Below are 20,383 nucleotides of genomic sequence, written 5' to 3' on the forward strand. Positions count from 1 at the left end.
CGTCCTCCGTTGTAATAATTTATTGCTACCCGACTAGCCCAGGCATGCACATTACGAAAGTGGCCATCTTTTACCGCAAACGCTTTCCTTGCTTTGAAAAGACCATAACATCCTTGGAATCCGCCCAAACTTGAACGGACTCTCGTGCATGAAGTGCCCTCTCCCCGCGACGTTCAATCACGACCTCCTGGCCACCAGCCAGCCGTGTATACAAGTAGGCAACGCCACCGAGGTTCTCGGTCAATTCGACAGTGGAGGTAAAACCTCCCTCACGCATATGTAAATGCTCGGGCCTGATCCCCAACGTCACCGTCTGTCCTTCCTCGATCACACTCTGCGTGATATCCGCCTCGAGTGATTGACCGTTGGTTCCCTCGATCTCGGCCACGATGCCATTCACAGTTTTCCTGGTGACAACGGCGGAGAGGAAATTCATGGCGGGGGAGCCAATGAACCCGGCAACGAACTGGTTGGCGGGGTCATCATAAAGTTCGAGCGGTGGCCCAGCCTGTTGAACCACGCCGTCACGTAGAACAAAAATCTTGTCGGCCAACGTCATCGCTTCGACCTGATCGTGAGTCACATAGATCATGGTCGCTCCAATTTTCTGATGGAGTCGCGATAACTCGAGCCGCATCTGGACTCGTAATTCAGCATCGAGATTGGACAGCGGCTCATCAAACAGGAACACTTTAGGCTGGCGAACGATGGCCCGACCAATAGCTACACGTTGACGTTGACCGCCCGAAAGCTCGGACGGTTTCTTGTCCAGATGTCCTTCAAGCTTGAGAATATCGGCGGCTGCCCGGACCTGCTCGATCACCCTTTGCTTGGGAGTACGCGCCAGCCGCAAACTAAACGCCATGTTCTCGAAGACACTCAAGTGTGGATACAACGCATAGGACTGGAAAACCATCGAGACTTCACGCTTGGCCGGCTCAACCTGAGTAATGTCCCGCCCTTCGATATCGATGGCACCTCCACTCGTCTCCTCGAGTCCCGCAATCATGCGCAGCAGAGTCGACTTCCCACACCCGGAAGGCCCGACAAAAACAGCGAACTCCCCTTTTGAGATATCCATCGAAACATCATTGATGATCCGGTCATCACCAAAAGATTTATCAACAGAATGAAGACGAACTCCGCTCATGATCTTGCTCCTCGTCCCACGTCGAGCCGTACAACATGATAAGACAACGGTGAAAGCTTACCCCTTACCTGACAACCCTCGACGCCAACCCCTACCCCATCAAAGGGTGAAACGGCAGACGGCTTGTTCGGCCCATTTGTCTCCCGCAAATCAAACCCTTCCATCACCTTGTGCTCGATCACCCGTGCCGCATCGAAGCCATAAAGTGATAAATCGAGATCAGCAGTTTCTTCCAGGTGGCGATTCACCAGGAACAATGTAACCTTCTCACTCTTTTCATCATGCACTGCGGCAACATCGAGATAGTTCACATCATCAGCCACACTGCAATCATAGGTAGGCCCATCGACGGAGACATTTAGCGCTACTCCTCGCCCATACAGAGATGCGAATTGATAGGGATAATAAATTGTCTGACACCAGGCAATCCCACCCTTTTCAGCACGAATCGGGGCAATGACGTTGACGAGCTGGGCAATACAGGCAATGCGAACCCGGTCACTGCGTCGAATAAACTCATTCAGCAGGCCGGCGACGAATAATGCGTCCTCGAAATTGTAGTCCTCTTCAAGAAGATCGGGCGCTTCTGGCCAATCCCATGTTTGCCAGCGTCTTGAGTCCTCTTCACGCTGGTGATACCAGACATTCCACTCGTCGAAGCAGATATAGATATCGTTCTTGGCACGTTTCTTGGCCTTAACGAAATCTATGACGCCACCAATAGCCTGTATATAACGCCCTGTTTCCTCGATCTTCCCGAAGTAGTTAAGGGTATCGTTGCTCGAGTTACCAAAGTACTTATGCAGAGATATGTAATCCACATTTTCGTAGCACTCTTCGAGAACCTCACGCTCCCAATCGGGATAGGTCGGCATCTCATCATTGGATGAGCCACATACGATTGCCTCGATGTTCCCGTTGATTGCCTTGAGCGCCTTGGACGTCTCATTGGCAAGATGGCCGTATTCTCTGGCATTCTTTTGACCAACCTGCCAGGGACCATCCATTTCATTTCCCAGGCACCACATCCTGACATCATATGGCTTGTTTACGTCATGGCTTCGGCGAAGATCCGACCAGTAAGTCCCTGAGGGATGGAGTACATATTCAGCAAAATTCCGGGCATCTTCCAATCCTCTCGAGCCAAGGTTAACGGCAAGCATCATATCGATACCAGCCATCTCGGCCCATTGCGCAAACTCATTGATACCAACCTGATTGGTTTCCTTTGACCGCCAGGCCAGATCGAGACGAACGGGACGCTGATCCTTGGGCCCTACACCATCTTCCCACCGGTATGCTGAAACGAAATTTCCACCCGGATAGCGAATCGCCGGGATATTGAGAGCACGCACCAGCTCGAGAACATCCAGGCGAAACCCGTTTGAATCGGCTTCGGGGTGGCCGGGTTCATAGATCCCCGAATAGATTGCGCGCCCCATGTGTTCGATGAACGCTGAATAGAGCCGATCATCGATAGTACTGATCTTGAAGTCCCGGTGCAGCGATGCACGAATGAGCATAAAGCCCCTCCAGTGGCAACATTCAATTCAGGTCTCACGCGGCCCGCTCACACCGTCGGTTCCACGCACATGTTGTTATCTTCTCAGCCTCCATTACTACAGACTTACGACATAACCATCCAATAGCCTTATCGTTAGAAACTGATATCGATACATGTATCGATCACGGAAGAAGCACCGAAACAATGAGGTCAGCATCACCATGGAAATCACCACGCTGCGACTAAAGTTTATCGGTATACCTATGACTCTTTTTAACATGAAAGAATGCCTTGCAAAGAAAAAAGCCCGAGCTGTGGAAGACACAGAACTCGGGCTATAACAAGCACCTTAAACTCCCCACCATTAGTAACTTAAGAAGACTATAATAGTGGAGAAATACGGTGCTTTCTTGACAAGCCTGGGTTAAAAATAATACTTGAAGCGCAGTCGACCACCGTAGCGATCGGCGTCTCCACCATCGCTATCCTTCTGATCGATCTTGCTATAATAGGCCCCAAGATAGATATCCAGATTATCGATACCCATTACCTGGGCAAAGCGGTATGAAGTGTACAGAGTGTCGGAAGTATAGGTACCAGGCATGCTGACCACTTCAGCGCTTTCCTTGACGCTGTCGATATCGTTACGCGCGTGGATATAACCCAGGCCGAAATCATGCCACAGAGCATTGAGGCCCAGCGTCAGGTTTTCCTCCTCATGGGCATCCAGGTACGCCAGATTGGCATTGACGCTGAAATCGTCCAGAGAGTAGGAAAGCCGCGTACCATAGCCAGTACGGTCACTGATATCCTCGCCACGTTCATCGACGATGGCATCATCGACAACGTTGGTTTCCACCCCTGCGGCCAGTGTCCAGGGTCCTGGGGACCAGGCCATTACCGGTCGTACGATGAAGGAGTTCTTGGCATCGTTCTCGGGGTCGATGGCATAGCCGTGATACGTGTCGCTTGCAAAAAGGTTGGTGCGATCGCCAAACAGGGTCGAGATCTCGGCATAGAAGTCGCCGCGCGTCTGGCTGAGCAGTACCTGGCCGGAGTCTCCGCCACGACCGCGCCCTTCCTTGGCCTGATAGATGTAACCGTGGCCATCAGAGTACAGATCATTGGCGGTATCACCGCTGTATTCGACGAACACATCCTGGCCTAGCGGAAAAAGATCGAAGGCTTCGAAGCGCCCCACCTTGAGCTCCAGGCCGTTATCGCGATTACCAAGAGCCAGCCAGGCATCATCGACTCCCATACCACCGTCGGTGCCGACCAGAGGCTGCACCTTGAAGCGAGCGTAGTTCTGACCGCTGGTATGCTCACCGGCGGCCTCGAGCAGGATGCGTCCGGTCTGATTATATTCGTCGTTGTTTTCGAACTCCCCCTCCAGAAAGATCGGCCCTTCCTGGGAGTTCTGAGCATTGATATCAAGCTCAACATCGCCGCCAAAGGTTAATTTCCCCGACTCATACTCATGGACCACATCAGCAAATGCTGAATTTGCCAAAAGAACGGACAGAACTCCAACACATGGTTTTAATTGTATTTTCACTAGATACCTCTTTTATCGATTAGATTTGTTACATCCCCTGGATGATCCATATCCACAGCACTCCTTTCAGCTAGATTTCTTCAAACCACCTCCTTACGCTTATCAAGGACATAACTTCCCCATGAGGGGCAACCAAGCCCCTCAAAAAAGAGAAAATTATTTTTATCCGCACTCAACAAACCCACGCGTCGAGCCAACCGGGCAGGCTAACCTTGAACCTCGTGGTTCAAGGTGTCATCGCCGTAGTGGGTAGTAAGTAGTGGGTAGTGGACCGTGCACTGAGCTTAAAAGTCAGTTTGAAGTCGTCTCAGATTCGCCGGTCGTCGAGTTGGTAGAAAAAACGTACCGGGTCTGGCTTTGGTAGGTTTCCCCTGGCTGCAGCAACGTCGAAGGGAAATCAGGCTGATTGGGAGAGTCCGGGAAGTGCTGAGTTTCCAGGGCCAGGCCGAAGCGATGGCCGTAGGTCGTACCTCCCTTGCCGGTCAAGGAGCCATCGAGGAAGTTACCCGAGTAGAACTGGAGACCGGGCTCGGTAGTGAGCACTTCCATCACCCGACCACTGTGTTCTGCCTCCAGGCGAGCCGCTGTCACCAGCTCGTTCTCGTCCAGACCATCCCGGTCGAGCACGAAGTTGTGATCATAGCCCTTCCCTCTGGCCAGTTGGGTATTGTCGGCTTCGATGCGCTCGCCGATGGCCGTGGGCTTCCGGAAGTCAAAAGGAGTCTGCGCCACGGAGCGCAGTTCGCCGGTCGGGATCAGTCCCTCATCTACTGGTGTAAAGGCATCGGCATTGATCGTCAGGCGGTGATCGAGAATATCGTCGCCGTCGGCTCGTTCGCCGGTCACGCCATCGAGATTGAAGTAACTGTGCTGGGTGAGATTGACGGGTGTGGTGGCGTCGGAGGTGGCCTCATAGTCGACGATCACGGCATTGTCATCACTCAGCGTATAGCGAACCCGGGCCTGCAGTTCACCCGGATAGCCCTGATCCCCATCGGGGCTGGTCAGCGTCAGGATCAATCCCACGCCCCGCTCGTCCTCGACGGTTTCGGCCTTCCAGAGGCGTCGATCGAATCCTCGATCGCCACCATGCAGGTGGTTGTCGCCGTCATTAGTGGGCAAGGTATGCACCTTGCCGTCGAGGGAGAACTTACCACCGGCGATACGGTTCCCATAGCGTCCGATCAACGCCCCGAAATAGGGATTGGCCTGACGATAGGTCTCGGACAGATAGCCCTCCAATCGATCGAATCCCAACACGACGTCCTCGAATTCACCCTCGGCATCCGGCACCTCGAGGGCAACGATGATCCCTCCGTAAGGCGTCACGGAAAGGCGTGCTCCCTGAGCATTGGTCAGGGTATACAGCGCCACCTCGCTACCATCCGGCAGGGTACCGAAAGCGCCTTGTTCGATATTTCGCTGCTGCTCCATTCCCGTTACGTCCTGCTTTGTCTCCTGAGCGAAAGCGATACCGGCCACCAGCGGCAAGGCTGCCAGCAAGGCCCATGCTCCGTTTCGAATTTCGGCTCCTGAGCCACGTGCTGTCGAGGTACTTGGGAAGCGGTCGAATGCGATCATTTGTTGTTGTCTCCTTCCTGTAACATCCCACGGAATGTCGACCACATTAGACAGACGAGACATTAACCGCTAATAATGACTTATCGAGCCATTCATATACATTTGGTTATCACAATATGACACGTCGCTCCGCCATGGGTGAGTTGCCACCCGACTGGTTTCTCAAGGTAAGACTAAAGTTACGCCATCTGCAGTTGTTCCTGGCCCTGGACGACCACCGCAACCTGCATCGTGCGGCCGCCAGCCTTTCCATGAGCCAGCCCGCCGCCTCGAAGCTGCTCGGCGAGCTGGAGGAACGCCTGGGCGTGCGCCTGTTCGAGCGCCACTCGCGAGGCGTCGAGCCCAACTGGTATGGCGAGGTGGCGGTGCGCCATGCCCGCAATATCCTCTCCTCACTGCAACAGACCGGCGATGAACTCAATGCCCTCAATGCCGGCAATGCCGGTGCGGTCTCCGTGGGCACCGTGATGGCACCGGCGGTGACCCTGCTCTCCCGGGCTCTGGAGCGCGTTCATCGCCAGTTACCGGGGCTCAAGGTCAACGTCGATGTGGATGTCAGTCCGGCCCTGGTGCCCAGGCTGCTGGAGGGCGAGCTCGACATGGTCATCTCGCGCATTCCCGCAGGCTTCGACCCTGGTCACTTCGTCTTCGAGGAGATCGGCGAGGAAGCCATCAGCGTGGTGTGCCGCCGCGAACATCCCCTGGCGGATGTAGCCTCGCCGACGCTTGCCGAGATGACGGCCTACCCCTGGTCGCTCCAGCCACCGGGGGCCCTGATGCGTCAGCGTGTCGACCATCTCCTGATGTATCACGACCTGTCACCGCCGACGCGCATCATCAACACTTCGGACGTTCTGGTATCGCTGGCCCTGGTGGCCAACTCCGACACCCTGACCGTCACCAGTCGCGAAGTCGCCGAGCTGCTCTGCGACCCGCAGCGTTTTCGGGTGCTGCCCACAGAAGAGGCCTTGAGCGTCCAGCCCTATGGCCTCATCACCCTCCGCCAGAAGCGTCTCTCTCCCGGTGCCGCCGCCTTGACCACCCTGCTGCGCGAGGTGATCGCCGAGGGCTGGGCCGGATCGCCCTAGGCACTGTCCGAAAAGTGCCTACGCTCGGTTATACGACGTTGAAAATCCGCTCAAATGCTCATTTACTCCTTGAACGGTGCCACCGCTTCCCGATGCCCCAACATCATGGCATCCGCCACGTGCCGTAGCGGCGTGATATCCACATCGCTGCGTCCCGTGGTCAGCAGTTCGTGGAAGTGGGCATAAAGCTCCGGATATTCGCGCTCCGGCTCGTCGACCGCCACCTCGCCATCGAGCACCAGGCGACGTCCGCCACCCGACAGCTCGAGCCGCCCTTCTTCTGTCGTGATAGTCATCTCCCAGCGGGGCGGATCCTCATGGCGGAAATCGAAATCCGCGTCGAGAGGCACACCCGTGCCATCGCGCAGATGCAGCCTGGCGGCAATCGGCGTCTGGCAGTTCTCGGGCACTTCGAGCCTGGCTTGCTTCAGGAAGAAAGCGGTATCGAACAGCTGGGTGACGATCGACAAGGCATTGATACCGGGATCGAACACGCCCATGCCGCCGGCTTCCCAGAGCCAGGTCTGACCGGGATGCCAGACCCTGACGTCTTCGTGCCAGACGATCTCGATTCCCGTGACCCGGCGCTCGCTCAGCCACTGCCGGGCCAGCGGCACGGCGGGGGCGAAGCGCGAATGCCAGGCGGCAAAGAGCACGCTGCCACGCGCTTCGGCCAGGGCCTTCAGGTCCTCGACTTCGGCGAGGGTCGCCCCGGGTGGCTTCTCGAGCAAGACGGCCTTGCCATCTTCCAGTGCCTGGCGGGCCAGGCCATGGCGCAGGTGGGCCGGTGTGCAGATAGCCACGGCATCCAGCGACGGCTCCTCGGATAGCATCGCCTCCAGCGATGCATAACCGGGCACGCCCTCGAGCGACGTATGTGGATCGGCCGCGGCGACGAGCTCGAGACCCGGCGTGGCCTGAATGGCGGCGAGGTGCTGGTCGCGAACGATTTTGCCGGCACCGACCAGCCCCAGGCGAAATGAAGACATGAAACCTCCTGACCGACGAATGGAATAGGGTTTGCCAGATGCGGCCTGAACGTCGACGAGCGACGCTCAGACCGGGCAAACATCAGCGAAGAAGAAGCGCAGTTTACAAAAGGTAAATGGGCTTTGTGAGTTGAGGCTTGACGCCGTCATTACCGGGCGCCGTCGCTTTTCGTACAGACCTAGTGATTGTCGCGGGGCGGGCTGAGCCGCGCTACATCCCGATAGCCAGGCGCACCGCGCAGCGTCATGCCATCCGCCAGCGGCTCGACCAGCGTGCGCTGGATTTCCTGCCAGGGCGTCTGATGCGCCGGAAAGTCATAGCCACCGGCAGCCTCGAGACGCTCGCGACGCTTGGCCAGCTCGCTTTCGTCCACCTGCAGAGTCACTTCGCCGCGCCCCAGGTCGACGCGCAACCGATCGCCGGTCTCGAGCAATGCCAAGGGACCGCCGGTGGCGGCTTCAGGCGAGGCATTGAGGATCGAGGGCGATCCCGACGTGCCCGACTGACGACCGTCACCGAGGCACGGCAGCGACTCGATGCCCTGGCGAATCAAGGCCGCCGGCGGCTGCATGTTGACCACTTCGGCACCGCCGGGATGGCCCACCGGCCCCGCCCCGCGCATCACCAGGATGGTGCGCTCGTCGATGCCGAGCGCCGGGTCGTCGATGCGGGCGTGATAGTCCTCCGAACCGTCGAACACCACCACCTTGCCCTCGAAGGCCTCGGGATCATCGGGATCCTCGAGGAAGCGCCGGCGAAAATCGGTGGAAATCACGCTGGTCTTCATCAGTGCCGAGTCGAACAGGTTGCCCTTGAGGTTCAGGAAGCCCGCCTTCTCCACCAACGAATTGTCGAAACGCCGAATGACCTCGGTATCCTGAGTCTCGCGTCCCGCGACGTTGTCGGCCAGGCTCCGGCCGTTGGCGGTCAGGGCGTCGCCGTGGATCAAGTCATTGGACAGCAGTTCGGCGATCACTGCCGGCACGCCCCCGGCGCGATGGAATTCCTCGCCGAGATAGGCGCCCGCCGGCATCACGTTGGCCAGCAGCGGCACCGCATGACCGAGACGTTGCCAGTCGTCGTTGTCGAGCGCGACGCCGGCATGGCGTGCGATGGCGTTGACATGCACGGGCGCATTGGAGGAGCCACCCAGCGCAGAGCAGGTCACGATGGCGTTCTCGAAGGCTTCCCGGGTCAGGATGTCGCTCGGTCGCAGATCCTCCCAGACCATGTCGACGACGCGCTCGCCGGTCTGATAGGCGACCATGGCCCGCTCCTTGTAGGGGCCGGGAATCATCGCCGAGCCGGGCAGGCTCATGCCCAGCGCCTCGGCCATGGAGTTCATGGTCGAGGCCGTGCCCATGGTGTTGCAGTGCCCCACGGAAGGCGCGGACTCGGCAATTCTCGACAGAAAGTCGGGATAGTCGATGTCGCCGGCGGCCAGGCGCTTGCGCATCTCCCAGACGATGGTGCCGGAGCCCACCCGCTCCGCGCCGTGCCAGCCGTTGAGCATCGGCCCACCGGACAGCACGATGGCCGGGATATTCACCGTGGCCGCGGCCATCAGGCAGGCCGGAGTGGTCTTGTCGCAGCCGGTAGTCAGCACCACGCCGTCCAGCGGGTAGCCGTGCAGCACCTCGACCAGCCCGAGATAGGCCAGGTTGCGATCCAGCGCGGCCGTGGGCCGACGCACATTCTCATGGATAGGATGCAACGGGAACTCGAACGGCACCCCACCGGCGGCACGAATCCCGTCCTTGACGCGCTTGACCAGCTCGACGTGATGGCGATTGCAGGGCGTCAGGTCGGAGCCCGACTGGGCGATGCCGATGATCGGTCGTCCAGAGGTCAGTTCCTCCAGCGTCATGCCGTAGTTCATGTAGCGCTCGATGCACAGCGCCGTGGTGCCCGGATGCTCGGGATTGTCGAACCAGTCGCGCGAACGCAGCTGGTCTGGAGTGATCTTGTGAATAGTCATTGAAGGTCTCGTCAGCGACTGATCTCAGTCATTGGATCAGCACAATGTATTCGGAAACCCCGCGCCCCCTGCGATAGGCCAGCCCCCGTCAGTCGTGATACAGCACACTGCGCCCGCCATCGATCCTCGAGCAGGTCGCATCGATGAAGGGAGTCTCGTCTGAGGCCAGGAAGACCGCCGTCATGGCCACTTCTCGGGTGTCCCAAACTCCCCGGTGGCAGCGGACCCCCAGCTGCCGCCTCGCGAGCCAAGCACCACGGCGTCCATCGGATTACCACGAATTGCCTCCTCGCGTGTGCCGACACGCACCGAGGAACCCGGGCCACGAGAGTAACGGCTTCTCCTTTTCTAGTATATACATACAAAAGTATATGTTGAACAAATGACGGTAATGCTCAACATTTAAATTCGAATATCATAACTAACAAATGGATAACTAGAATGGCCATACACAAGCGCAACCACAATCGTGCTGCTCTAGAACTCACCAGGAACACAGCCTCCCGGTGGGCCGTGGGCGCCGCGGCGGCGTTCGCCAGCACGCTGGCACTAGCAGACGCCACTGCAGCAGGAAACGACTCGCCACCCTTTATCGTGCCGCCTGTCATGGTGTCAGGAAGTTCGATTCCTTCCCCTCCCGAGGGAAGGAGCATCGAGCGCGTCGAAGTCAGCGGTGACGCCCGTTATGAGAAGGGGAAGCTCCAGTCGAGTGGCGATGCACCCCGGGAGATCAGCCTGGCGGTGACGCTCGCCGATACGGCGGACGGCGACATGACCACCCGCCGCTATACCACTACTTTACTGCCCGCTGACTCGAGCCACGAGCTCTTGGCATTTGACCGCACACCGACCAGCTCATCGGAAGCCAACAACGCCGATATCGCCCTGAGCATGCACTTGGCGCTCGACGGAGAGCCGCTTTTTCATAACTACGGCATCTTTTTTCCCGAGGTCTCCGAAACGCCACCGCCGCTGGGCACCCATGACGAGATTCTGCACAGCCTTCGCGACCCGCATCTCGCCTATCTGGCAGACGGCAACTTCGGCATCATGGCCACCCGTACGGCGCGAGGTGGAGGCAGCGACGGCTCACAGGCTTCGTCGGTGCTGCTGGCGGTATCAGACGATTTGCTCGATTATCGAGAACTCGGACTGCTGGACCTGGGCGTGACTGACGGCGTCAACGACCCTGCCTTTGCCTATCACTCGGCGCTCGATCGCTATGTGATTACCTGGCGAAACGATGCGGGTACCGAGTACCACGCAAGCTTCGACGCATTTTCACCCGAGGCGGAGGTATCACCTCCCCAGCGCGGCAAGGTAACGCTGCCAGGGCGTGTCGCCAACAGCGATATCGCTGACTTCCAAAGCGGCAGCCGAACACCGATTACCCGCGAGGTCGCGGAGCAACTCACCACCCGTTTCGAGCCCATCCGGAACCTTGGCGCGAGGTTACCATCGCCCCTCCATGTCGAGCTCGATACGACCTTCGACGCTAAAGCGCTACCGGCACGCATCCTTCTGGACTACAGCGATGGTTCCACCAACTCGCTGGCCGTCGAGTGGGATGACGCCGACATCAATAACATTACCACTCAAACACCCGGGCGCTATCGCGTCCACGGCACACTCAAACAAGAGATATTTCCCACTCCGCTGGCAGATGAGCGGGCCGACCCCATGATCGTGCCCTTTGCTTTCGAGGGAAATGATTACTTTCTGATGGTCGCCACTAAAGACCTCAACCTGGACCCCATCAACAACGATGGCGAGCCAACCGGTATGCCGCTGCGTATGGCGCCCTCCATCAGTGCGCTGGCGGATACCCATGGCGGAGACGACCTCGAGGTGGATATCCTCTCGGCGGGTACGCTGGATGCCGAGGGCAATCCCATGACCGGCTGTTTCTGGGCACCGGAGATGCACCACATCGATAACCGCCTGTCGATTCTCTTCATGCCCTGCTACGACGGAGAGGATGGCCAGCCCGACATGTGGACCGGCCGCGCCAGTATTGTTCAACTCAAGCAAAATGACCAAGGCGAGCCTCTCGATCCACGCAATCCAGCCAACTGGACTACCGCCGAACAGGTCGTCCGGGCCGATGGATCCTTGCTCAACCCGCTGCAGGGCATCTCTCTGGACATGACCTTTTTCATCGATGAAGGGCAAGCCTACTACGCCTGGCAAATGCTCGGAGCGGTATATATCGCCACCATGGATCCTGATGATCCTACCCGCCTGACCAGCGAACCGACACGCATCATCGCCCCCCATTACGCCTGGGAGAACACCATTGCCGAAGGCCCCAACGTTTTCATCCGCGACGGTATCGTCAACATGCTCTATTCAGGCTCACTGGTAGGTGACACCTATGCCACCGGGCTGGCCAGAGCCACCTCGGGGGACGATTTGACCGACCCCGCCAGCTGGGAGCGCCTCAACTATCCCGTCCACAAGTCAGAACCCTACAACGGTGAATTCCTGCTCGGCACAGGCCACGGTGCCTGGTCGTACGATGCCGATGGAAACCAGATTTACGTCTTTCACGTGCGTACAGACCATCAGGACCTGGGCGGTCGAGATACCTTCGTGCAGCGCGTTCACTGGACCCAGCAGGGGCTGCCCCGCTTCAACATCGAAACAGAACATGAGCTAGCCCCGCAGTTCCGCGAAATCGCTATCGACGTAGTAGTGGGCGAACCCCAGGAGTCAACGGCACCTGGCAGTACGACATCATCTCAATAAACCGCTAGGTTCTTCGCAGATCACAGGGTTTGAGGCAAGGCGGGATATAGAGAGAGAAACGACGGTAAATCCGAGAAAACGTCAGCCCTATGGACGGCCACCGGATAGGTGGCCGTTTCCGACTCGATAAGCGGGTATCTCAGCTCGACTCTTTAGCGAAGAAAGGCACGGCGCCAGTTGAACCGGGCGTTGGGGGCACTAGTCAGCGTCCACCAGCTCGCTTTGGTAGTTGCCCAGCGCCGCGGAATCCACGGTCGGCCAGCCATCCGACCATTCGACCTCGGCAATTTTGAGCTTCTGCAGGCCCTGATCGGCTGCGTCGTAGGCGTGAAAGACCAGATAGTCCTGGTCATCAAAGCGGTAGATACTGTTGTGGCCGACGCCATACCACTCATCGTTACCTTCCAGAATGACCGTGCCACCGCCGGCGGCCATGTCTATGCCCTGCCGGTCCACGTAGGGCCCCTGAACGTTTTCGGAGCGCCCCACGGCCATGTGGTAGGTGCTGTCTTTCCCCTGGCAGCATTTGCCGTAGGAGACGAAGAGGTAATAATAATCGTCGTGCTGGAAAATAAACGGTGCTTCGATGTCGGCGGGACCGGCGTGATCATCCGGAATAAAAGCCGGTCGCTCCCGCTTGGCCAACGAGTACCACTGCTGCGGCTCGGCCAACTCAGTCATGTTGTCAGCGAGCTGCACCAGCTTGATGCCGCCCCAGAACGAGCCAAAGCTCATCCAGGGCGTATCCTGCTCGTCCACGATGATGTGCGGGTCGATGGCGTTCCACAGATCGCGGTTGGGCACCGACTGCAGCACGACGCCCTGATCCCGCCACGCATAGTCTGGGCTATCGGCGTCCAGCGTTGTGTTGGTCGCGACACCAATGGCCGATGTATTGCGGCCAAACGCCGACACCGAGTAGTAAAGGTAGAACCGACCGTCGCGCTCGATGATATCCGGTGCCCACAGATGACCAGCAAAGTCGGGCACCACCTCGCGGGCCCAGTCGGGCTCGGGGTCGAAGACGTGGCCATCGAGCTGCCACCGCTGCCGATCCGGTGAGCGGTAGATGGTGATCCCGGGCCCGGTGGAGAACAGGTAGTAGGTGCCCTGCTCCTCGGCCATTACCGGATCATGAATGCTCACCTCGGGCAGCTCATCGGCCACCGCAGCCAGGCTCATGGCGCCGCAAAGCGCAGCAGCACCGCTCAACGATATCAACCTTGCGGCTCCGGCCTGATAGCGCTGTTCGAACATCATCACTGCTCCCTTCACGGCCCCGTGTTGCATCAATTGATCTTGTGTTGCTCTACATACGGCGATCTCAGTGAGAGTGGCGCGGCACGTCGGCACCCCGGCAGCCCACCAGGAAGTCGAAGTCGCAGCCTTCATCGGCCTGCAGCACGTGCTCGATGTAGAGCTGACGATATCCCCCGCTGCTGGCGATCTGACGCGAGGCCTGGGTGGGATCGTGCTCGGCCAGGCGCGCCTGGAGTTCCTCGTCGTCGATGTCCAGGTGCAGCTTGCCGGCGTAGGCATCCAGCTCGACCCAGTCACCATTGCGCACTGCCGCCAACGGCCCTCCGGCCGCCGCCTCGGGAGCCACGTGGAGCACCACGGTACCGTAGGCCGTGCCGCTCATGCGCGCATCCGAGATCCGCACCATGTCGGTGACGCCCTGTTCGAGCAGCTTGGCCGGCAGGCCCATGTTGCCCACTTCGGCCATGCCGTGATAACCACGCGGCCCGCAATGCTTCATCACCAGCACGCTGTCGGCGTCCACGTCCAGGTCGGGGTCATTGATGCGCGCCTTGTAGTCGTCGAAGTCCTCGAACACCACAGCACGCCCACGGTGTGTCATCAGCTCGGGGGTCGCCGCCGACGGCTTGAGCACCGCGCCCTTGGGGGCCAGGTTGCCGTGCAGCACGCACATGCCGCCATCCTCGACCAGCGGGTTGTCGAGCGGCCGGATCACCTCGTCGTTGTACTGCGGCGCTTCGACGACGTTGTCCCACAGCGTCTTGCCGTTGACGGTCAGCGCATCCTTGTTCGGCAAGCGATCGGCCTCGCCCAGGCGACGCAGCACGGCGGGCAGTCCGCCGGCATAATAGAACTCCTCCATCAGGAAGCGCCCGGAGGGCTGCAGGTCCACCAGCGTGGGCGTGCCACGACCGATGCGCGTCCAGTCGTCCAACGCCAGGTCGACGCCGATGCGCCCGGCAATGGCCTTGAGGTGAATCACCGCGTTGGTGGAACCGCCGATCGCCGCATTGGTGCGAATGGCGTTCTCGAAGGCTCCTCGCGTCAGAACCTTCGAGAGGCGCAGATCCTCGTCGACCATTTCGACGATGCGATTGCCCGACAGGTGAGCCAGCACATAGCGACGCGAATCCACCGCCGGGATGGCGGCGTTGTGCGGCAGCGACACGCCCAGCGACTCGGCCATGCAGGCCATGGTCGAAGCCGTGCCCATGGTGTTGCAGGTGCCTGCCGAACGCGACATGCCCGCCTCGGCGGCCATGAAGTCGTGCATCGAGATCTTGCCAGCCTTGACCTCTTCGGAAAGGCGCCAGACCACCGTGCCCGAGCCGATGTCGCGCCCTTCCTGCTTGCCGTTGAGCATCGGCCCACCGGTAACCACGATCGTCGGGATGTCACAGCTCGCCGCGCCCATCAACAGCGCCGGCGTGGTCTTGTCGCAGCCGACCAGCAGCACCACGGCGTCGATCGGATTGCCGCGAATCGCCTCCTCGACGTCCATGCTCGCCAGGTTGCGGGTGAACATCGCCGTCGGGCGCAGATTGGATTCGCCATTGGAAAACACCGGGAACTCGACCGGATAACCGCCCGCTTCCAGGACTCCCTTCTTCACATGGTCGGCAATCTTGCGGAAGTGAGCGTTGCAGGGCGTCAGCTCCGACCAGGTATTGCAGATGCCGATGATCGGCTTGCCCTGGAATTCATGGTCGGGGATGCCCTGGTTCTTCATCCAACTGCGATACATGAAGCCATTCTTGTCGGCGGTACCGAACCACTCGGCACTGCGCAGCTTCGGCTTGCTGGAAGTCTTCGATGACGACATTGAGGTGACTCCTCGCGGCATTCCTGGGCGATGGGCCGGGCCCACCGATGATGTGACATGGACACTACGACGAGGCGCGCCAAAAGTACACACATACGAAAGTATATGTTGAACATATCTGAGTCATGAGCAACATTTCCCCTGCCCGTTGAACAGCAATGGGCATGCACCCGACACCCCAAGCTCCAGCACGAACGTCAACAACAACCTCCCTCAACGGAGAGATTCGATGCCACACCTGACCCCTAAACTGCTCCTGGGCGCCTCCGCCCTGCTGCTGAGCGTCACCGGCGCCCATGCCGCTGAGTACGAGTGGACCTTCCAGGCCTCGGAAACCGCCGGCGAACCGAGTTTCAAGGTCAAGCAGGAGTGGGCCGAACGCATCGGCACCATGACCGATGGCCGCGTCCAGATCGAATTGCTGCCCATCAATGCCGTGGTCGGCCCCACCGAAACGCTGCAGGCCGTCAGCTCCGGCATCCTGCAGGGCCACATGACCGATCCGAGTTACTTCTCCGGCCAGAACCCCGCCTTCGGCATGCTGGGCAACCTGGTCGGCGCCTGGAACGATCCCTACGACTTTCTGGAGTTCATGAAACAGGGCGGCGGCGAAGAGCTCTACAACGAACTCTCCGAGCCCTATGGCAGCCACTTGATCGGTGCTGCCACCTTCCCGCTCGAGTCCGTTCCCTCCACGGTGCCCATCGAAAGCCTCGAGGATTTCGAAGGCCTCAAGATCCGTGCCCCCCAGGGCATGGTCTACAACATCTTCGAGCGTATCGGCGCCACGCCGGTCAACCTGCCGGGCTCCGAGGTCTACACCGGCCTGGAAAAGGGCGTGATCGATGCCGCCGATTCCACGGTGCTGTCCAACAACGACGCCCAGGGGCTGCACGCCTTCGCCCCCTACCCGCTCTACCCGGGCTTCCACTCCATGCCGATGATCGCCGTGTCGATCAACAAGGACATCTGGGATGGCCTGCCCGAAGACCTGCAGACCACGCTCGAGACGGCCTTCGACGCCATGGCGTATGACCTGATCGCCCGCCTCAAGGAACAGGACATCGAGACCCTCGCCAAGCTTCGCGAGAATCCCGATGTGCATCCCTTCGACCTGCCGGCGGAAGAGCGCAAGAAGTTCCGCCAGGCCGCCGAACAGGAATGGAAGGAATGGGCCGGTCGCAACGAAATGACCCAGAAGGTCTACGACGCCGCGACCAGCTTCCTCAAAGCACGCGGACAGCTCTAAGGGCGCGCGCAGGAAAACGCTCGGCGGGGCTTGCCCCGCACTCCCGGGCCGGCCTCGCCGGCCCCTTGTCATTGTCACCACACCGCCCGACAACGTCGGCACGGAGTCAAGATGTCATCCACCCATGAGGACGCCGGCGGCCCTCCGACCGCCACGCCGCACGAGACGCCTCCCGACCCGGTACGCACTGCTTTCGACCGTGGCGTGGTGGCCTGTGGTCGCCTTGCCGCCTGGCTGGTGTTCGTCGCCATGGCGATCAGCGTCTATGAGGTGATCATGCGCTATGCCTTCGCCTCGCCCACCTCCTGGGTCCACGAGACGGTGGTCATGCTGGTCGCCGTGAGCTTCGCCTTCGGCGGCCCGGCGGCCCTGGCCAGCAATCGCCACATTCGCGTCAAGGTGCTCTACGACAGCGTCGGCCCGGTCGCCCGCCTGTGGCTCGACCGCTTCAACGATCTGGTGGCCTTCCTGTTCTGCGCCGGGATGACCTACGCCGCCTACACCATGTTCTGGGACGCCTCGCACAACCCGCTGGGCGAGTGGCAGCTGGAGCGTTCGGGCACCTCCTGGAACCCGCCGTTCCCGGCCTTCGTCAAGGGCGTGATCCTGCTGGCCCTGGCCATCATGTGCGTGCAGTCGCTGCTGCACCTGATTCAATCGCTGCGCGGCAAGCCCGCGCCCAAGGTCGACGACACGGAGGGCACGGCCTGATGGAAATCGCCGACGCTACCCTGTTGATGGTTGCGGCCATCTTCGCGCTGCTGGTGACCGGCCTGCCGCTGGCCTTCATCACCGGCTTGATCGCGCTCGTGTTCACCTTCGGCTGGTTCGGGGCCAGTGCCCTGCCGCTGGTCACCAGCCGCGTCTATGGCTTCGTCACCGAATATTCGCTGGTGGCGGTGCCAATGTTCGTGTTGATGGCCTCGCTGCTCGACCGATCGGGGATCGCCAAGGACCTGTTCAACGCCATGCGGGTCTTCGCCGGCCGCCTGCCCGGTGGCGTGGCGGTACAGACCATCGTGGTGGCCTTCTTCCTGGCGGCGCTGTCCGGGATCATCGGCGGCGAGATCGTGCTGCTGGGCATCCTGGCATTGCCGCAGATGCTGCGCCTGGGCTACGACAAGCACCTGTCGATCGGCGTGGTCTGCGCCGGCGGGGCGCTGGGCACCATGATGCCGCCGTCGATCGTGCTGATCATCTATGGCCTGATCGCCAGTGTCTCGATCGCCGATCTGTTCACCGCGGCCATCACCCCGGCGGTGATCCTGATGATCAGCTACATCGGCTATGTGCTGGTGCGCTGCCTGCGCAATCCCGCCATGGGGCCGCCGATGAGCGACGCCGACCGCGAGGAGGGCTTCGCCAACCGCTGGCAGGCGCTCAAGGCGATCGTCGTGCCGGGGCTGATCGCCGTGATGGTGCTGGGCTCGATCTATGGCGGCGTGGCCTCGGTGACCGAGGCGGCGGCCATGGGCGTGTTCGGCGTGCTGCTGGCGGTGGTGCTGCGCGGCGAGTTCTCGTTCAAGACCATGCACGAGAGCCTGGGCCAGACGCTGACCACCTGCGGCATGATCATCTGGATCGGCATCGGCGCCGCCGCGCTGGTCGGGGTCTACAACCTGATGGGCGGCAACCGCTTCATCTCGGGCATGATCATGGGCCTCGACGTGGCGCCGATCGTGATCCTGCTGGTGATGATGGCGATCCTGCTGGTGCTGGGCATGTTCCTCGACTGGATCGGCGTGGCCATGCTGACCCTGCCGATCTTCGTGCCGATCGTCGAGCAACTGGGCTACAGCCCGATCTGGTTCGGCATCCTGTTCGCGGTGAACATGCAGGTGTCCTTCCTGTCGCCACCGTTCGGCCCGGCCGCCTTCTACCTGAAAGGGGTGGCGCCGCCGGAAGTGAGCCTCAAGGACATCTTCGTCTCGGTGCTGCCCTTCATCGCCCTGCAGCTGTGCGTGCTGTTCGCGCTGCTGTTCTGGCCGAATCTGGCCATGTGGCTGGTGAACTAGGCGCCCCCTAAACCCAATAACGCCAAGGAATAAGGAAACAAGACAATGACGACGCGACGCCTGACCTACCTGGAAAAAGTAGGATTCGGCAGCGGGGACATGGCGATCAACATCGTGATTTCCTCGATGTTTCTGATCATCTCGTTCTTCTATACGGACATCTTTGGCCTGAAGCCGAGCCACATGGGGATTCTCTTTCTCGTGGCTCGCCTGGTGGACGCCATCACCGATCCGCTGATGGGGATCGTCACCGACAAGTTCAACAGCAAGCGCGGGCGCTACCGGCCGTATTTCCTGATCTTTTCGGTCCCCTTCGGCATTTCCGTGCTGCTGCTGTTCACCACACCGGACTGGAGCTATAACGCCAAGCTGGTGTGGGCCTATTCCACCTATCTGTTCGTCACCCTGATGTTCACGGCCGTGACGATTCCCTACATTTCGTTGATCGGCGTGCTGACGCCCGATCCCCAGGATCGGCTCTCCGCCAATGGTTATCGTCTCTTCTTCGCCAAGATCGCGGCCTTTCTCGTCACCATCATCGTGCCCAAGCTGGCCGAATACGTGGGCAGCGAGAGCCTCCAGTTCGGCTACCAGTTTGCCATGGGACTGATGGGCGGACTGGCCACCCTGCTCTTCCTGTTCTGCTATTCCACCACCACCGAACGGGTTCAGCACACCATCGAGGACAAGCCACTGCGTTCGCAGCTGCGCATCCTGAAAAAGAACGATCAATGGCTGATACTCTGCGCCGTCTGCTTCACCGGCACCCTGGGCTATGTCATGCGCAGTTCGGTGGCCGCCTACTATGCCAAGTATTACCTGGGCGCCGATGCCACCATGCTGTCGGCCTTTCTGACCACCGGGGTCAGCGCGGCGATACTGGCCATGGTCGCCTCGACATGGCTGACCAAGCGCCACTGCAAGATCCAGCTTTTCCGCTGGAGCCAGTTGGCGGTCGGCGCCTTGAGCGTGCTGATGTTCGTCGCCGTCGGCCCGGGGGATATCGTCCTCGCCTTCGTGCTGTACTTTCTCATTTCCTTCATCGTCGACCTGCATGCTCCCGTCTTCTGGTCGGCGATCGCCGAATCCGTCGACTATGGCGAAGCCAAGACCGGGCAACGCGTCTCGGGCCTCGCCTTCGGCGGCATTTCCTTCTGCCAGAAGGCCGGCATGGGCGCGGCAGGCTTTCTCGTCGGCCAGCTGCTGACCTATTTCAACTACGAAGCCAACGTCGAGCAGAGCGCCTTCACCCTGACCGGCATCGCACTGATGCTCTCGATCATTCCCGGGCTGTTCCACACCCTGATGGGCAGCTTCATGTTCAAGTACCGCATCACCAACCGCTACTACAACGCCATGCAGGACGGCGAGCTGGACGATACGACTCCGGCGACCGTTGACGCCAGGACATCATGACACCAGCACGGCAACAGGAGAACG

Annotated in this window: 14 protein-coding genes; 6 read left to right on the forward strand and 8 right to left on the reverse strand. The window is 59.9% G+C overall.

What is annotated here, in order from left to right; translation table 11 throughout:
• Positions 1-70: 70 nt before the first annotated feature.
• From HELO_RS09870 to HELO_RS09885, 4 genes are all read right to left on the reverse strand, one after another.
• Positions 71-1,150, reverse strand: coding sequence for an ABC transporter ATP-binding protein (locus HELO_RS09870; RefSeq protein WP_013332547.1), 1,080 nt, complete (start codon positions 1,148-1,150; stop codon positions 71-73).
• The gene (arfA, locus tag HELO_RS09875; RefSeq protein WP_013332548.1) at positions 1,147-2,673 is read right to left on the reverse strand and encodes an arabinosylfuranosidase ArfA; all 1,527 of its coding nucleotides are present in this window, start codon (positions 2,671-2,673) and stop codon (positions 1,147-1,149) included. Before arfA ends, HELO_RS09870 begins: the two co-directional genes overlap by 4 nt.
• A 405-nt stretch (positions 2,674-3,078) precedes the next feature.
• A complete protein-coding gene (locus HELO_RS09880; protein ID WP_013332549.1) occupies positions 3,079-4,212 on the reverse strand; it encodes a carbohydrate porin in 1,134 nt (377 codons plus the stop codon).
• 291 nt (positions 4,213-4,503) lie between these two features.
• Positions 4,504-5,646: an aldose epimerase family protein gene (locus HELO_RS09885; protein WP_109637435.1), complete on the reverse strand. Its 1,143-nt coding sequence runs from the start codon at positions 5,644-5,646 to the stop codon at positions 4,504-4,506.
• 281 nt (positions 5,647-5,927) lie between these two features.
• Between HELO_RS09885 and HELO_RS09890 the strand changes: the two genes are divergently transcribed.
• Positions 5,928-6,881, forward strand: coding sequence for a LysR family transcriptional regulator (locus HELO_RS09890; RefSeq protein WP_041602517.1), 954 nt, complete (start codon positions 5,928-5,930; stop codon positions 6,879-6,881).
• A 62-nt stretch (positions 6,882-6,943) separates the two neighbouring features.
• Here the strand turns inward: HELO_RS09890 and HELO_RS09895 are convergent, their stop codons facing one another.
• Both HELO_RS09895 and HELO_RS09900 read right to left on the reverse strand, forming a co-directional pair.
• On the reverse strand, positions 6,944-7,870 hold the full coding sequence (locus tag HELO_RS09895) for a Gfo/Idh/MocA family protein (RefSeq protein WP_013332552.1): 927 nt from the start codon (positions 7,868-7,870) through the stop codon (positions 6,944-6,946).
• Between the two features lie 179 nt (positions 7,871-8,049).
• Positions 8,050-9,849, reverse strand: a complete 1,800-nt coding sequence (locus tag HELO_RS09900) for an IlvD/Edd family dehydratase (RefSeq protein WP_013332553.1) — start codon at positions 9,847-9,849, stop codon at positions 8,050-8,052.
• Between the two features lie 441 nt (positions 9,850-10,290).
• On the opposite strand from HELO_RS09900, the gene HELO_RS09910 reads away from it, so the two are divergent.
• On the forward strand, positions 10,291-12,597 hold the full coding sequence (locus HELO_RS09910) for a family 43 glycosylhydrolase (protein ID WP_013332554.1): 2,307 nt from the start codon (positions 10,291-10,293) through the stop codon (positions 12,595-12,597).
• A gap of 198 nt (positions 12,598-12,795) precedes the next feature.
• Here HELO_RS09910 and HELO_RS09915 read toward each other — a convergent pair whose 3' ends face one another.
• On the reverse strand, positions 12,796-13,857 hold the full coding sequence (locus HELO_RS09915) for an arabinan endo-1,5-alpha-L-arabinosidase (RefSeq protein WP_109637437.1): 1,062 nt from the start codon (positions 13,855-13,857) through the stop codon (positions 12,796-12,798).
• 64 nt (positions 13,858-13,921) lie between these two features.
• Positions 13,922-15,679 carry an IlvD/Edd family dehydratase gene (locus HELO_RS09920; protein ID WP_013332556.1) on the reverse strand — a complete coding sequence of 586 codons (1,758 nt, stop codon included), beginning with the start codon at positions 15,677-15,679 and terminating at the stop codon, positions 13,922-13,924.
• Positions 15,680-15,908: 229 nt separating this feature from the next.
• Between HELO_RS09920 and HELO_RS09925 the strand changes: the two genes are divergently transcribed.
• The 4 genes from HELO_RS09925 to HELO_RS09940 all read left to right on the forward strand — a co-directional run bounded on the left by HELO_RS09925 (position 15,909) and on the right by HELO_RS09940 (position 20,359).
• Positions 15,909-16,928, forward strand: coding sequence for a TRAP transporter substrate-binding protein (locus tag HELO_RS09925; RefSeq protein ID WP_013332557.1), 1,020 nt, complete (start codon positions 15,909-15,911; stop codon positions 16,926-16,928).
• A gap of 111 nt (positions 16,929-17,039) precedes the next feature.
• A complete protein-coding gene (locus tag HELO_RS09930; RefSeq protein ID WP_013332558.1) occupies positions 17,040-17,639 on the forward strand; it encodes a TRAP transporter small permease subunit in 600 nt (199 codons plus the stop codon).
• Complete coding sequence (locus HELO_RS09935; protein WP_013332559.1) at positions 17,639-18,943, forward strand: TRAP transporter large permease; 1,305 nt, start codon at positions 17,639-17,641, stop codon at positions 18,941-18,943. Before HELO_RS09930 ends, HELO_RS09935 begins: the two co-directional genes overlap by 1 nt.
• 45 nt (positions 18,944-18,988) lie before the next feature.
• Entirely contained in the window at positions 18,989-20,359 is a 1,371-nt protein-coding gene (locus tag HELO_RS09940) for an MFS transporter (protein ID WP_013332560.1), read from the forward strand.
• Positions 20,360-20,383: the final 24 nt, after the last annotated feature.

Origin of the sequence: Halomonas elongata DSM 2581 (assembly GCF_000196875.2) — a bacterium.
GTDB lineage: Bacteria > Pseudomonadota > Gammaproteobacteria > Pseudomonadales > Halomonadaceae > Halomonas > Halomonas elongata.

Excerpts from the sequence above, each read along its gene's own strand:
- HELO_RS09930 (WP_013332558.1), top strand. The coding sequence starts at position 17,040 with ATGTCATCCACCCATGAGGACGCCGGCGGCCCTCCGACCGCCACGCCG.
- HELO_RS09900 (WP_013332553.1), bottom strand. The coding sequence starts at position 9,849 with ATGACTATTCACAAGATCACTCCAGACCAGCTGCGTTCGCGCGACTGG.
- HELO_RS09940 (WP_013332560.1), top strand. The coding sequence starts at position 18,989 with ATGACGACGCGACGCCTGACCTACCTGGAAAAAGTAGGATTCGGCAGC.
- HELO_RS09890 (WP_041602517.1), top strand. The coding sequence starts at position 5,928 with ATGGGTGAGTTGCCACCCGACTGGTTTCTCAAGGTAAGACTAAAGTTA.
- HELO_RS09885 (WP_109637435.1), bottom strand. The coding sequence starts at position 5,646 with ATGGAGCAGCAGCGAAATATCGAACAAGGCGCTTTCGGTACCCTGCCG.
- HELO_RS09870 (WP_013332547.1), bottom strand. The coding sequence starts at position 1,150 with ATGAGCGGAGTTCGTCTTCATTCTGTTGATAAATCTTTTGGTGATGAC.
- HELO_RS09920 (WP_013332556.1), bottom strand. The coding sequence starts at position 15,679 with ATGTCGTCATCGAAGACTTCCAGCAAGCCGAAGCTGCGCAGTGCCGAG.
- HELO_RS09925 (WP_013332557.1), top strand. The coding sequence starts at position 15,909 with ATGCCACACCTGACCCCTAAACTGCTCCTGGGCGCCTCCGCCCTGCTG.
- HELO_RS09910 (WP_013332554.1), top strand. The coding sequence starts at position 10,291 with ATGGCCATACACAAGCGCAACCACAATCGTGCTGCTCTAGAACTCACC.
- arfA (WP_013332548.1), bottom strand. The coding sequence starts at position 2,673 with ATGCTCATTCGTGCATCGCTGCACCGGGACTTCAAGATCAGTACTATC.
- HELO_RS09915 (WP_109637437.1), bottom strand. The coding sequence starts at position 13,857 with ATGATGTTCGAACAGCGCTATCAGGCCGGAGCCGCAAGGTTGATATCG.
- HELO_RS09895 (WP_013332552.1), bottom strand. The coding sequence starts at position 7,870 with ATGTCTTCATTTCGCCTGGGGCTGGTCGGTGCCGGCAAAATCGTTCGC.
- HELO_RS09935 (WP_013332559.1), top strand. The coding sequence starts at position 17,639 with ATGGAAATCGCCGACGCTACCCTGTTGATGGTTGCGGCCATCTTCGCG.